This window comes from Haloarcula vallismortis ATCC 29715, from assembly GCF_000337775.1.
GTDB classification, from domain to species: domain Archaea; phylum Halobacteriota; class Halobacteria; order Halobacteriales; family Haloarculaceae; genus Haloarcula; species Haloarcula vallismortis.
Genome location: NZ_AOLQ01000007.1, coordinates 138572 through 151299 on the forward strand (window position 1 = coordinate 138572; position 12728 = coordinate 151299).

12 protein-coding genes and 2 tRNA genes are annotated in these 12728 nt (G+C 63.3%); 7 read left to right on the forward strand and 7 right to left on the reverse strand.

All coding sequences use genetic code 11. From position 1 onward, the window contains the following. Entirely contained in the window at positions 1 to 267 is a 267-nt protein-coding gene (locus tag C437_RS02900) for a cytochrome C oxidase subunit IV family protein (protein WP_004515377.1), read from the forward strand. A gap of 20 nt (positions 268 to 287) precedes the next feature. Here the strand turns inward: C437_RS02900 and C437_RS02905 are convergent, their stop codons facing one another. The 3 genes from C437_RS02905 to C437_RS02915 all read right to left on the reverse strand — a co-directional run bounded on the left by C437_RS02905 (position 288) and on the right by C437_RS02915 (position 3460). Then, positions 288 to 728, reverse strand: a complete 441-nt coding sequence (locus C437_RS02905) for a hypothetical protein (RefSeq protein WP_004515378.1) — start codon at positions 726 to 728, stop codon at positions 288 to 290. Positions 729 to 910: 182 nt separating this feature from the next. Then, positions 911 to 2833 (reverse strand): ABC transporter ATP-binding protein, encoded by a 1923-nt coding sequence (locus C437_RS02910; RefSeq protein WP_004515379.1) that lies wholly within the window; start codon positions 2831 to 2833, stop codon positions 911 to 913. Positions 2834 to 2872: 39 nt separating this feature from the next. Continuing rightward, on the reverse strand, positions 2873 to 3460 hold the full coding sequence (locus C437_RS02915) for a DUF192 domain-containing protein (protein WP_004515380.1): 588 nt from the start codon (positions 3458 to 3460) through the stop codon (positions 2873 to 2875). 97 nt (positions 3461 to 3557) lie between these two features. Here C437_RS02915 and C437_RS02920 point away from each other — a divergent pair. The 5 genes from C437_RS02920 (at position 3558) to C437_RS02940 (ending at position 6159) form a co-directional block, all read left to right on the forward strand. Continuing rightward, a tRNA-Val gene (locus C437_RS02920) sits at positions 3558 to 3631 on the forward strand. 502 nt (positions 3632 to 4133) lie between these two features. Beyond that, positions 4134 to 4207: transfer RNA gene (locus tag C437_RS02925), tRNA-Phe, on the forward strand. A gap of 318 nt (positions 4208 to 4525) precedes the next feature. Next, positions 4526 to 5167: a class I SAM-dependent methyltransferase gene (locus C437_RS02930; protein ID WP_004515382.1), complete on the forward strand. Its 642-nt coding sequence runs from the start codon at positions 4526 to 4528 to the stop codon at positions 5165 to 5167. A 71-nt stretch (positions 5168 to 5238) separates the two neighbouring features. Then, complete coding sequence (locus tag C437_RS02935) at positions 5239 to 5808, forward strand: hypothetical protein (protein WP_004515383.1); 570 nt, start codon at positions 5239 to 5241, stop codon at positions 5806 to 5808. Between the two features lie 105 nt (positions 5809 to 5913). Further along, on the forward strand, positions 5914 to 6159 hold the full coding sequence (locus C437_RS02940) for a hypothetical protein (protein WP_004515384.1): 246 nt from the start codon (positions 5914 to 5916) through the stop codon (positions 6157 to 6159). Here the strand turns inward: C437_RS02940 and C437_RS02945 are convergent, their stop codons facing one another. Together C437_RS02945 and C437_RS02950 are read right to left on the reverse strand one after the other, a co-directional pair. Then, the gene (locus C437_RS02945) at positions 6160 to 6834 is read right to left on the reverse strand and encodes a class I SAM-dependent methyltransferase (protein ID WP_004515385.1); all 675 of its coding nucleotides are present in this window, start codon (positions 6832 to 6834) and stop codon (positions 6160 to 6162) included. 127 nt (positions 6835 to 6961) lie between these two features. Next, positions 6962 to 7462 carry an Hsp20/alpha crystallin family protein gene (locus C437_RS02950; protein WP_004515386.1) on the reverse strand — a complete coding sequence of 167 codons (501 nt, stop codon included), beginning with the start codon at positions 7460 to 7462 and terminating at the stop codon, positions 6962 to 6964. A 223-nt stretch (positions 7463 to 7685) separates the two neighbouring features. On the opposite strand from C437_RS02950, the gene C437_RS02955 reads away from it, so the two are divergent. Then, entirely contained in the window at positions 7686 to 10751 is a 3066-nt protein-coding gene (locus C437_RS02955) for an FAD-binding and (Fe-S)-binding domain-containing protein (protein WP_004515387.1), read from the forward strand. On the opposite strand, the gene C437_RS02960 is transcribed toward C437_RS02955, so the two are convergent. Together C437_RS02960 and C437_RS02965 are read right to left on the reverse strand one after the other, a co-directional pair. Then, positions 10743 to 11267, reverse strand: coding sequence for a hypothetical protein (locus tag C437_RS02960; RefSeq protein WP_004515388.1), 525 nt, complete (start codon positions 11265 to 11267; stop codon positions 10743 to 10745). The genes C437_RS02955 and C437_RS02960 overlap by 9 nt on opposite strands. A gap of 52 nt (positions 11268 to 11319) precedes the next feature. After that, positions 11320 to 12507, reverse strand: coding sequence for an ATP-binding protein (locus C437_RS02965; protein WP_004515389.1), 1188 nt, complete (start codon positions 12505 to 12507; stop codon positions 11320 to 11322). Between the last annotated feature and the right edge of the window lie 221 nt (positions 12508 to 12728).

A 12728-nucleotide genomic window follows, 5' to 3' on the forward strand; every position in this document is an offset into this window, starting at 1 on the left:
ATGGACTGGAAAGGCTACACCGTCATATACGTCGTGTTGTTCGTGTTCGCAACCGCACAGGCCGTCGTCGAGTTCGCCGGCCTCGTCGACAGCGCCTACTGGGCCGCCTTCGGGCTCATCATGGTGCTGTCGGTCATCAAGGCCGTCGGCGTCGCCGCCTACTACCAGCACCTCCGCTGGGAACCCCGCGCCGTCACGTACCTCGTACTGGGCGGCACCGTCGCCGCGCTCGCGCTGACCGGCGCAGCGGCGTACTCGATACTGTGAGTAGCAAAGCAGCCTGAAAATCAAGCCACCAACTGGAAGCCAATGGCGATGAGAAAGAGCACGCCGGCGACGGTTGCGGATTCCGCGACGGCCAGCGAGCGGGGGTGGCCGCGGCGCGTCGCCGACAGGTAGACGCCAAACAGCAGGTAGCCACAGAGGCCCGCCCCACCGACCACGGCGACCACAAGCCCCGCTGTCGCCTGCGTCTCGACGGGGCCGGAGATAGACGCGACGACGCCGATCAGGAGGCCGACGGCCAGCACCGCGAACCCGGCGACCCAGACCAGTGGCTGGTCAGCGTACGCCTCGAACCGGCTCTCGCGGTCGCTCGCCGGAGACTGGCTGCTCGTCGACGCCCGCGGGCTGTACTGATACCAGCCGTGCCCGCGGACCATCCATGTGACTACCGCTATCACCAGCACCCCCATCAGTGCCGTGCTAACGAGGTACGTGGTTGCCATGTGATAGCAGTACAACACAACGCGTAATAATCATTTGTACTCGGTCGACCAACAGTCGATGTTTTCGCCGGGTCAATCGTCGACAGGTGCTGATTTCTGACGGCTTGGACATAGTATCCTCGCCGAGTCAGTCGTCGGCAACTGCTACTAACTGACGGTTCGAACATTGCGTTCTCACGGCGTCAGTCATCAGCATCTGTCCGCGCCCGTCGCTGGATCGCCCGCTCGACGAACTCCGCTGGGAGCTCATCGATCTCGCCGGCCTGAACCGCCCAGAGGTTGGCGTAGAGGCCATCGGCGGAAAGCAGTTCGTCGTGGGACCCCCGTTCGACGATGCGGCCGTCCTCGACGACGAGAATCGTGTCTGCGTCTTTCACCGTCGAGAGGCGGTGCGCGATGGCGAATGTGGTCCGGTCGGCGGTCAGGTCGTCGAGCGACCGCTGGATGAGCATCTCCGTCTCCGTGTCCACGTCGCTGGTCGCCTCGTCGAGGATGAGGACCTCCGGGTCTTTCAGGATCGCCCGCGCGATGGCGATGCGCTGGCGCTGGCCGCCCGAGAGTTTGACGCCCCGTTCGCCGACCATCGTGTCGTAACCGTCCGGAAGATTGCGGACGAACTGGTCAGCTTCGGCAGCCTCCGCAGCGGCGACGATCTCCTCGTCGGTGGCGTCGAACGTCCCGTAGGCGATGTTCTCGCGGACGGTACCATAGAAGAGGAACGTCTCCTGGCTGACGTAGCCGATAGCTCGCCTGATGCTCTGGATCTGGACGTCCCGGACGTTCTGGCCGTCGATGCGGACCGCGCCGGCGTCTACGTCGTACATTCGGAGCAGGAGCTTCAACACGGTGGATTTCCCCGCGCCGGTCGGGCCGACGAGGGCGACCGTCTCGCCGCCGTCGGCCTCGAAGGAGATATCTGAGAGCACCGGATCGTCGTCGCTGTCGTAGGAGAACGACACGTCGTCGTACTCGACTCGCCCCTCGGTCACGGCAAGTGGTGGTGCGTCCTCGGCCTCTTCGAGGCGGCCAGGGGTGTCCATCAGCCCGAACACGCGCTCGGCGGAGGCGTAGGCCCTTTGGTACATGTTGATGATCTGCCCGAACTGCGCCATCGGCCAGACGAAGCGCTGGGTGTAGATGATGAAGGCGACGAACTGCCCGGGCGAGAGACTCGCCGTCAGCGGCCCCGGCGGCTGGCCGACGACCATGAGACCGCCGACGACGAACGTCGCCACGAACCCCAGCCCGGACACCAGCCTGAGCCCAGGGAAGAAAGTGATGCGCGTCTCGATTGCGTCCCAGTTAGCGTCGAGGTAGTCCTCAGAGGTGTCTTCGACCCGGTCGGCCTCGTACGGTTCGGTGTTTGCCGTCTTGATTATCTGGATGCCGCTGAGATTGTTTTCGAGCCTGGAGTTGAGTTTCCCGACGGTCGACCGCACTTCGGCGTATTTCGGCTGGATCGTTTCGATGAACCGCTTGGTGAACACGGCGATGAGTGGCACCGGCAGGAGGGCCACGAGCGCCAGTTGCCAGTTCATGTAGAACAGATACGCGGCGATGCCGACGACCATGATAATCATCCGCGAGGCGGAGTTCAGGCCGTCGTTGAGGAATTTCTCCAGCCGGTTCACGTCGTTCGACAGAACGGACATCATTTCGCCGGTCTGCTTGTCGGCGAAGAAGTCCATGTTCAGCCGTTGCATCGTCTCGTAGGTGTCCGTCCGCAGGGCGTGCTGGACGTGCTGGGCGAACTTGTTCCAGCCCCAGTTGCGACTCCAGTGGAAGACGGCCCCGAGGCCAAAGGACGCGGCGATAATGCCCGCCGTAAGCCACAACTGTGCCCCTTGCTCGCCAGGGAGGAGGCTGTCGGGCACCAGAAAGAGACTGTAGGCGGTTTGCTGCTGAATGACGGCGTCGATAGCCAGCGCTAAGAGGAGCGGCGGCAGCAGGTCCAGCATCCGAGCCACGATAGAACTGAACAGGCCGACGACGAACGCTATCCACTGGCCCCGACCGTAGCCGGTGAACAGTCGGAGCATCGGCCGGTCGACGCGATCTCTGGCGTCCTCGAACACGTCGTCGTCCGAACCCGCGTCGAAATCCATTATCGAATTCAGGGGCTGAACCCGCAAAAGGCCGTCGGGCTACGTGGCTTCGGGCGGCAGTTCGACCCGGTCACCGACCTCGACGCCGGTCCGGTTGGTCCACCCGCGGTTCACTTCGAGGACGTACTTGCCCTGCCCCTCGTAGCCCGTCAGGTTACTTTCGCTGGTCCCCTCTGGTGGGAGCGGCGCGTGGTGAATAGTGGTGATGGTGCCGTTGGCGTCGATGAAGATGATGTCGAGTGGAAACGACATGTTCCGCATGACGTAGGTGTGCTGGCCTTCCTCCTCGTGGACGAACAGCATCCCTTCGTTGGGCCCCAGCGACTCCGTCTCGCTCAGTCCGACGTACCGCTGATTGAACGTTTGTGCGATGCGAACTTCTACCGTGCCAAGCGGTTCCCCCGCCTCTTTTTCACGCACCGCGACGGTCGTTCCCGGCGTCGAAGCATCCGTCTCGGGCTGTGTCGCAGTCGTCGCCGCTTCCTCCGACCCCTCCCGGACCGTCACTGTTCCCTCCTCGTACTCGCCGGTCCCGAGCACCTCGACCCAGAGCCCGGTCTGGAGGACCACAGCAGCGGCGACAAGCAGGCCGACGAGTCCGAGGACAATCACAGCGGGGCGCTGCATACCCCGTGTGAGGGGCAGGCCGTGGGTAATACTGTCGGTGCCCACTGTCGACCGAGAGAGAAAGCGTTATTCCTGCCGATGGAAAACGGTGGGATACGGGTCCGTGGTCTAGTTGGTTATGACGTGGCCTTTACAAGGCCGAGGCCGGTGGTTCGAATCCGCCCGGACCCACTTCTGACACCGGCTGCGACGAGTGTAACGAGGAGCCAGCGGTGTCTGTGTGGAACAGCGGATTCGATTCCTGCCAGTCGCGCGCAACGCAGTGAGTACGTCTGGCTTCGGTTCGAATCCGCCGGGAGAGTACTCTCCCGAGCCCTCGTTCGCTTCGCTCGCAAGGACGCCCGGATCGATAAATTCTATCGCGGCCACTCGTGAGCGGCGAGTCCAACCCCAGAGATCAGGGCTTCTATCTCGATTGATAGTCGCCCGTAACCCATATATCCGGAGTGGTGGTACTGCGTGGCATGATAGATGGTTCGACGTGTCCGGCCTGCAACGGGCACGTTTCGACGACCAATGGCACTGAGTACGAATGCGACGACTGCGGCGAGACGTTCGATAGCGCGGACCTATTTCTCCCGTAACCGGCAGTCGAGTTCGCCGGCAGGTCCCACAGAACCTGCGCTTGCTTTCGAAATGCTTTTTTCTACCCTCGCCATCGCTTGGAGTGCACGCCGCCTTAGCTCAGACTGGGAGAGCACTCGACTGAAGATCGAGCTGTCCCCGGTTCAAATCCGGGAGGCGGCATTTTCCCGCGAACAAAGTGAACAGTGAAAACACTCCCAAGCCGATTGGACGAGGCCAGAAGAGCGGAGTGAGCGTTTCTAGACGGGGTTAGCGCTCCAAGACCCGACACGCCACCTTTTCACATTCGCTAGAAGCGAACCACTCGGCAGCAAAAGTGGGTAGAAGAGTCGGCGGTCCCACCGATACCGCCCGGTGAGACCGTTACTCGTTTCGCTTGTCACAGGCCGTGGATTCTCTGTGACCCCGTCCACACGTCAGTGGATGAGGAAGAGTGACCCGAACATATTTCTACAGTGGAATCAGTGACGAAACAAGGTCATGGCCAGGGGCGATATTCAGTTCCATCCAGTCGTTGCGGCACTCTACGACCCCATACAGTGGTACTTCGAGCGGTGTCAGGTCCCGGAGCATCGAGAGTATCTGGCGGCTGGACTGGACGGGGCGGTTCTCGAAATCGGCCCCGGAACCGGGCCGATGCTGCCGTACTACGAGTCAGAGGCCGAGGCGACGGCATCATTTCATGCTGTCGAGCCGGACCCGGGGATGTGGCAGCGAGCAGCGGAGAAAATCGCGGACAGCACGGTCGAAATGGCACTGGTCAGTGGCCGCGGCGAAACGTTGCCGTACAATGACAATACCTTCGACTACGTTGTTGAGTGTGGGGTGTGCTGTTCAGTGTCGACTATCGATCCGATGCTCGCAGAGATAGCCCGAGTGCTCCGGCCCGACGGAGAGTTTCGGTTTCTGGACCACATCCGGTCGGACGGGTGGGTCGGTCGGAGTCAGGACCTGTTGACGCCGCTGTGGCGCAGAATCGGCGGGAACTGCCACCTGAATCGGCGTCTGCGGCCGAGAATTAGGGCATCAGACCACCTCCAGTTGACCGAGTGTACGACGCCGACGATTGGTATCTGGCCGATTCGCGAGTTCGCTCGCGGGACCGCGACAGCGAGCGATTAGGCGGCGATCCTGCATTGCCCCGGGCAGTTCGACACAATCGCCGGAACAGGTAATTCCGTGGCGACGAGTGCATGGGTATGACAGCAGAACCAGCACACGAGCAGATGGAGCGCCACGAGAGTTTGACAGCCGAACTTGCAGACCTCAGTGCAGAGCGGGACGCCGTGGCGGCATCGGTACAGGACCAGCTTGCTGACGCGGTTTCGGCGGCGATAGCAGAAGCGGGCACGAACGTTGGGAGTCTCGGCCAGTCCAAAGACGGCAAGCGGTTTCGGTTCGAGGCGCGACTCGACCGGGCAGCGCTGGTGGCGGCGGTCACGGAAACGTTGCCGGACGGGTTCGTCGTCTCGCACGTCAACGAAGACGGGACGCTGAGCGTGGACTGGACCGGCGACGGCACCACGCCGTCGAAGCGGGAACATGGGGCTATCCTGAAAGCCATCATCGCGGAGGAGACGGAGACAGACAGCGACGGCTTCATCGAGTCCGTGCCCAGCCGCGACCGCGTGCTGGCGCGGGCGGTGGAACTGGACATCGACGAGAGTGACGCGGCAGACCGCCTCAGCCGGCTGGCGACGCTGGACGTGGTGGATATCGCGGACGATGGGGTCTATCCCGACGAGAACTTCTCGCGGTACTAGCGAGCGAGAGTGGATGCAAGTCGACGGCAGGCGACAGAAACATCGGGGGTCGGCGTCGGCGTGACCGACGTTTATTACTTGGTACAGTCAGTGGTGTCAGTCGGAATGGCAGTATTATCGACAGAAGACGAGGGGAAGTTCCTCATGGACGCTCAGGGAGAACAGATCGGCATTGTGACAGAAGTTGACCCGAAAGAACAGGTCGCGTACGTCGAACCGGACCCGGACCTCACCGAGGCTTGGGTGCAGGGACTCGGGTTCGGTGACGCCGACGAGGACGACATCGAGGTCGCGGCCGACGCCATCGGGACGATAACCGACAGCGAACTACGCGTGATTGTCGACCTGTAGTCAGGCCACAGACTCGGGACGCTCGCCCACCACGAACGTCCACCATTTGACGAACTGCGTCCGTTCGTAGAAGTCGAGGAGCCGCGCCGACGCGTCCGACTCGGAGATACTCGCGAGCATCAGCGGCGAGCCGAGCGTCTGTTTCTCGACGACGTCGAACGGGCCGGAGACGAGGTCGATGACGGCGTCCGCCGAGAGGTGGCCGTAGATATCTGTGTCTTCCTCCAGCAGGCCCAGTCGGAACGCGGCATCCTTGGTGAGTTTCCGGTACAGCCCCGGCGTTCCTTCCAACAGGACCACGCGGCCGCCGGGGCGGAGCACACGAGCGGTTTCCTGAAGGATTTCGGGGCGGTCCGCGGGCGGAACGTGATGGAGGAACCGGCGACCGACGACGGCAGCGAAGGAGTTGTCGGCGAACGGGAGCGCCCGGGCGTCGCCGGCCAGCGCCGGCTGGGGAACGGTGTCGACATTGGACGGCCAGCCTTCGAGTCCGACATCGGCCCGGGGGTGCATATGCTGGCCGAACGCGATTTCGAGGGTTCGGCCGACCGGAAGCTGCTCGGCGATCAGGGCGTCGTGTCGCTCGTAGATTCGGTGCAACAGCGGGTGTTTCCGGACGTTTCGCGGCCGCTCGACGATAGCGCCGTCCTGAACGTCCCAGGTCGCTTCGGACATGTTACGGCCTCACGACGTACAGTCGACGGCGGCGCTACGAGACTATAGAGAGGATAAGGACGTTTATACCGGAAGTAAGCAGCTGATGATAACAGATTAATAGCCTGATAAAAGACGGCTGCGAACCCTATTCGATATCGATTCGACGCGAATCATCAGCGTCGTCCGCGCGCGGCAGCGTTATTTCGAGGACCCCGTTGTGGTAGGTGGCGGTGATGTCCTCGTCCACGACCGGCTCGGGAACGGTGACGTGTTCGGCAACCCGGCGGCTGTGTCGGCGAGCGCCGCCATCGGTGTCCTCTGTGACCGCGGTTTCACCCTGAATGCTGAGGACGCCGTCCACGAAGCGAACGACGAGTTCGTCTCGCTCGAAGCCCGGGAGGTCGACCATCACGGCGTATCCGTCGTCGGTCTCGTCGACGTGGAGGTTCGTGTCGATGCCGTGGCTGTGGTGGCGGTCTCGGCGTGCAGCCGTGGCTGGTCGGTCGGCGCGGGGCACCGGACTGTCGTCCATCCGGCGGCGCGAACTGGTGTCCATCAAGCGGCTCGGACTGTCCTCCAGCATTGTCTGTCGCGTCTGGGCGAAGAGTCGGAGCATCGTCTCGAACGGGTCGTTGCTGTGTGTCATAATCACCGTATATACGCTAGTACAGATAGTAACAGTTGCGTAACACGTGCTATCACGGTCGGACAGTCGAACGCGGGACGCCGGACGGCAGACAGCCGGATCGAAAGTGCGTGATGGGATACCGTAGCGGAACTGTTTTGACAGGCGTACAGCTAGAACAGCCATAGATAACCGCCGAGTGCCCGGTCCGTCGGTGGCCGGGCGACTGGACACGAAACACACCATGGCAACCGATTCCGGCACCCGAACAGACCCGTCGGCCGACGAGGTATCGAACTACGACTATCAGAACGACAGCGTCGCCCGGTCGGGGCTCGTCGACGACCTGCAAGCGCGCATCGACGGCGAGGTCCGGTTCGACGAGTACTCGCGGCAGTTGTATGCGACCGACGCCAGCCTCTATGAGGTACTACCAATCGGCGTCGTCTACCCGCGGTCGACCGAGGACGTGGCGGTCGTCATGTCCTACTGCGCCCAGCGTGAGATACCGGTCCTACCCCGCGGTGGTGGGACAAGTCTCGCCGGCCAGACCGTCAACGAAGCCGTCGTGCTGGATTTCTCGCGGTACATGAACGACCTCGTCGAAGCCCGGCCGTCCGACCGGCGAGCGCGGGCCCAGCCAGGCATCAAGCTCGGTGACTTGAACGGCGAACTGGCCGAGCACGGGCTGAAGTTCGCGCCGGACCCCGCGTGGGGTGACAAGAGCGTCCTCGGTGGCGCTATCGGGAACAACTCCACTGGGGCCCACTCCCTGCAGTACGGCAAGACGGACGCCTACATCGAGGAATGCGAGGTCGTTCTCGCGGACGGCACCGTCACCACCTTCGGTGAGATCACTCGTGAGGAACTGCGCGACTGGGCGGACCCCGACGGTGACCTCGAAGAGCGAATCTACGCCGAAATCGAGCGGATACTCACCGAAGAGGGCGAGGAAATCGAGAGTCACTACCCGGACCTGAAGCGCAACGTCTCGGGGTACAATCTCGACTGGGTTCTGGAGGATGCGCAGGACGGGACCATCAACGTCGCGTCGCTGCTGGCCGGCAGCGAGGGGACGCTGGCCATCGTCACCGAGGCCGAGGTGTCCCTGGAGCCGATTCCCGAGACCAAGTCGATGGCCCTGCTCGCCTACGAGGGGCTCATCGAGGCGATGGAGGATATCGCGGACATCCTCGAACACGACCCGGCGGCCGTCGAGGTGCTCGACGACGTGCTCATCGACCTGGCACGGGACACCGCCGAGTTCGAGGACGTGGTTGGCATGTTGCCCGACGGGACCCGGGCGGTCCTCATCGTGGAGTTCTACGCCGACGACGAGGAGAGCGGCCGGCGGAAGGTCGCCGACCTGCTGGCGGACCGAACCGAGGGCGTCGATTCGGTCGCCGAACCGACAGAGGGGCGGACCGTCGTTGACGCGCCGATTCGGGCCTTCGACGCTATGGAGGCCCACGACGAGGCGAAACGCGAGAAGTTCTGGAAGATGCGTAAATCCGGCCTCCCCATCCTGCTCTCGCGGACGACCGACGAGAAACACGGCTCGTTCATCGAAGACACCGCCATCCCGCCGGCGAACCTCCCGGAGTACGTCGCTGACTTCCAAAAGATTCTGGAGGAGCACGACACCTTCGCCTCCTTCTACGCCCACGCCGGCCCCGGCGTGCTCCACATCCGCCCGCTTATCAACACCAAGACGGTCGAGGGCGTCGAGACGATGGAGTCTATCGCCGACGCGGTGACCGACCTCGTCGTCAAATACGGCGGGAGCGTCTCGGGCGAACACGGCGACGGCCGCGCCCGCACGCAATGGAACGAGAAACTCTACGGGGCGGGTCTCTGGGAGACGTTCCAGAAACTCAAATCGGCGTTCGACCCCGACTGGCTGCTCAACCCCGGGCAGGTCGTCGGCGTCGACAGCGCCGCGGTCGAGTCCGGTTCAATGCCCGAGCGGGCGCGCACAGTCGACATGACCGAAAATCTCCGATTCGACCCTGAGTACGAGTTTGACGCCGGCTTCGACCCCGCGCTGGAGTGGGACAACGATAACGGGATGCAGGGGATGGTCGAGCTCTGCCACGGCTGTGGCGGCTGTCGTGGCCCGCAGGAGACCACCGGCGGCGTGATGTGCCCGACCTACCGCGCATCCGAGGAGGAGATGACGACGACCCGCGGCCGGGCGAACATGCTCCGGCAAGCGATGAGCGGCGACCTGCCGGACGATCCCACCGATGAGGAGTTCATGCACGAGGTGCTCGACCTCTGTATCGGCTGCAAGGGATGTGCGAAGGACTGCCCGAGCGAGGTCGACATGGCGAAGCTCAAGGCCGAAGTGACCCACGCGTACCACCAGGAACACGGCTCCAGCCTGCGGGACAAGGTGTTCGCCAACGTCGACGCGCTGGCCGGTCTCGGGAGCACCTTCGCGCCGCTGTCGAACCTCGCAACCAAAGTTCCGGGCGCTCGAACGGTGCTGGAGAAGGCGGTCGGCATTGCCCCGGACCGCACACTGCCGAGCTTCCAGCGGACGACGCTACGGGACTGGTTCGACGAACGCGGTCCGCAAGTCCCGGCCGAGGACGCCGAGCGGCAAGCGTTGCTGTTCCCCGACACGTACACGAACTACAGCCACCCCGAAGTCGGGAAAGCCGCCGTACGCGTGCTCGAAGCCGCGGGCGTCCACGTTCGACTCGCCAATCGAACCGACAGCGGGCGACCGGCCCACTCGAAGGGATTTCTCGACCAGTCCCGGGCGACTGCGCGAGATAACGTCGACGCACTCGTTCCCGCAGTCGAGGAAGGCTGGGACGTGGTGCTGGTCGAACCAAGCGACGCCGTGATGTTCCAGTCGGACTATCTGGACCTGCTTTCCGGTGAAGACGTAGAGACGCTTGCGGCCAACGCCTACGGCGTCTGTGAGTACCTCGACACCTTCCGGCTGGACGAGAGCGCTGACTGGGATGCCGGCCGCGAGACGCTGACCTACCACGGCCACTGTCACCAGAAGGCGACGAAGAAGGACCACCACGCCGTCGGCGTCCTCCGGCGGGCCGGCTACGACGTCGACCCGCTGGATTCGGGCTGCTGTGGCATGGCCGGCTCCTTCGGCTACGAGACCGAGCACTTCTCGATGAGCAAAGCTATCGGCTCCATCCTGTTCGACCAGATAGGCAATAGTCGCGGCGACACCGTCGTCGCGCCCGGTGCGTCCTGTCGCACGCAACTGGACGACTGGGACGAGAGTGACGGCGAACCGCCGCATCCAGTCGAGAAGCTCGACGCAGCCCTAGCCTGACGAGTCGTCGGGCTGGCGAACTGCCTGAACGATGCCGACCGTCTGGCCGACCAGCGCGAGCCCAATGCCGGCGAGCAGTGCAGTTTCCGCCGCCGGGAACAACGCGGCGGCATAGACCGCCGCACCGAGAATACTCAGCACTGCGCCGGCCATGTACATCCGCTGGCCTGCCGGAACCCGCTTCCCGGTGTAGTAGAGGCCGACGCCCGGAACGACCATCCACCCCAGCAGTGTCGTCGTCAGGAACGGGACCCGAAGCGGAGAGTGGAGCAAGCCGACGATACCACCGACAGTGAGTAAGAGCCCGACGAGGAGAATGTCGCGCCAGATCCGGAGGACGCCAGTCACCATCTCGTCCCACGAGAGGGCGGCAAAAGCAGCGATGAGGACGGCGGCGACGACGTGAAAGACTAGAACTGTTCGGTCGGTGACCACATCAAGATGTGCCAACCCCACAAGCAGCCACGCGAGCGGGATGAGCACAGTCGGGCCCTGTGCGCGCAAGCGGGAGAACATACGCCTCACTGTGCCGCCCACAATCAAGAAACGTCGGTCGTGCGGATGGGTGTCATGCCCGCGGGAGTTCGACGATGAAATGCGCGCCGTCGAGATCGGTGTCGAGGACGGCTCTATTGGCGGCGTCGGCGAGGTAGATGTCGCCGCCAAAGCTCGTAACGAGCGTCTCGACGAGATGGAGTCCGCCGCCGTGCGTGTCGCCCACCCGCGGATCGAAAACGCTGTCTCGCTGGTCGCGGGGAATCCCTGGCCCGTCATCGACAACGTGGATCTCGACGACATCGTCGGCTTCGCGGATCGCGACGAACACCGACGGGTGATTGTGTCCGCTGCCAGTCTGCTGGGCCGTCTCCGCCCGCTGTGGCTCGTCCTGCAGCGCTGCCCCGTCCATAGCGGTCCCCTCTGCGGAGAGTTCGGCTGCCGGCGTCCCGTGTTCGACGGCGTTTTCCAGGAGATTCCGGAGAACCGGGCGGGCGGCTTCGTTGGCGCAGACCACTGCGCTGTCCGGAGCCTGAAGGTCAATAGCGATGGTGTGTGTTTGCTCGATGCGCTGTATCACCGTCTCGGCGATCTCTACGATGTCAGTCGGTTCGAAGGACGGGTCGGTACCAAGCGTTTCCGCGATAGCACCAGCATTGTTAACCAGGCTGTCGAGTTCAGTTACCTGCTCGTAAATCGCGTCCGCTGCCGTCTGTACGACCTTGGAGTCAGCGTTACGCTGGATGATTGTCGCCCGGCCGTCGATAACGACCAGCCCGTTCGCGATATCGTGTCGAAACAGGTCGTTAACGAACGATAGCGTGTTGCTGGTGCGGGTCGCACGGCGGGCATCCTCCCGGGCTCGAACCGCGAGCGCACCTGCGACGAGGCCCATGATAGCGCCCGTCTCTATCGCCAACAGGGTGACGAACACCGGTTCGGCGATTGTTCGGCCCTCTATCATGCGGATGAAAACGCTCAAGCCGATGACAGTCCCGACTGCGAGACTGCTAACGACACTCCAGACGAAAACGGTCCAGATCTGCTCACCCGGTGTCGACGACGAGACGAGGCGATAGCTGCCATACACCAGCACCAGCGGCAATAGCCCGTCAAGGCCCAGGGCGAGTGCGGGGCCGCCGATCTGTCCGATTCGCTGTGTCTCGATACCGAGGTGCCAGACGACGGCCACCCCTGTGAGAGCGAGACCGAAGCCGGCGAGCAGCCACGGCGCAAGGCGGGCCCGGACACCACGGAACATAGTTACGGCTTGTGCTCGAATGGCTAATTCCATTCGGTTAGTGAGCTAGTAAGACCGAACGCGACACCGCAGCCTCTACAGCCAGCAGGAAATCAGTCGGCGTATGTGGCATGACAGTATTACACACTCCATAATCGCAAGACTGCGACCGGATATCTCTGTTTCCCACCAGAGCATCGTACCGACACTGTTATCCGTGGTGCTGGCATCTCTTTGGTTGC

What these genes read in the sequence shown, in the direction of transcription:
- C437_RS02915 (WP_004515380.1), bottom strand. Translation starts at nt 3,460, where the DNA reads ATGCAGCGCCCCGCTGTGATTGTCCTCGGACTCGTCGGCCTGCTTGTC.
- C437_RS02960 (WP_004515388.1), bottom strand. Translation starts at nt 11,267, where the DNA reads ATGTTCTCCCGCTTGCGCGCACAGGGCCCGACTGTGCTCATCCCGCTC.
- C437_RS02930 (WP_004515382.1), top strand. Translation starts at nt 4,526, where the DNA reads ATGGCCAGGGGCGATATTCAGTTCCATCCAGTCGTTGCGGCACTCTAC.
- C437_RS02965 (WP_004515389.1), bottom strand. Translation starts at nt 12,507, where the DNA reads ATGTTCCGTGGTGTCCGGGCCCGCCTTGCGCCGTGGCTGCTCGCCGGC.
- C437_RS02910 (WP_004515379.1), bottom strand. Translation starts at nt 2,833, where the DNA reads ATGGATTTCGACGCGGGTTCGGACGACGACGTGTTCGAGGACGCCAGA.
- C437_RS02955 (WP_004515387.1), top strand. Translation starts at nt 7,686, where the DNA reads ATGGCAACCGATTCCGGCACCCGAACAGACCCGTCGGCCGACGAGGTA.
- C437_RS02950 (WP_004515386.1), bottom strand. Translation starts at nt 7,462, where the DNA reads ATGACACACAGCAACGACCCGTTCGAGACGATGCTCCGACTCTTCGCC.
- C437_RS02940 (WP_004515384.1), top strand. Translation starts at nt 5,914, where the DNA reads ATGGCAGTATTATCGACAGAAGACGAGGGGAAGTTCCTCATGGACGCT.
- C437_RS02905 (WP_004515378.1), bottom strand. Translation starts at nt 728, where the DNA reads ATGGCAACCACGTACCTCGTTAGCACGGCACTGATGGGGGTGCTGGTG.
- C437_RS02900 (WP_004515377.1), top strand. Translation starts at nt 1, where the DNA reads ATGGACTGGAAAGGCTACACCGTCATATACGTCGTGTTGTTCGTGTTC.
- C437_RS02935 (WP_004515383.1), top strand. Translation starts at nt 5,239, where the DNA reads ATGGGTATGACAGCAGAACCAGCACACGAGCAGATGGAGCGCCACGAG.
- C437_RS02945 (WP_004515385.1), bottom strand. Translation starts at nt 6,834, where the DNA reads ATGTCCGAAGCGACCTGGGACGTTCAGGACGGCGCTATCGTCGAGCGG.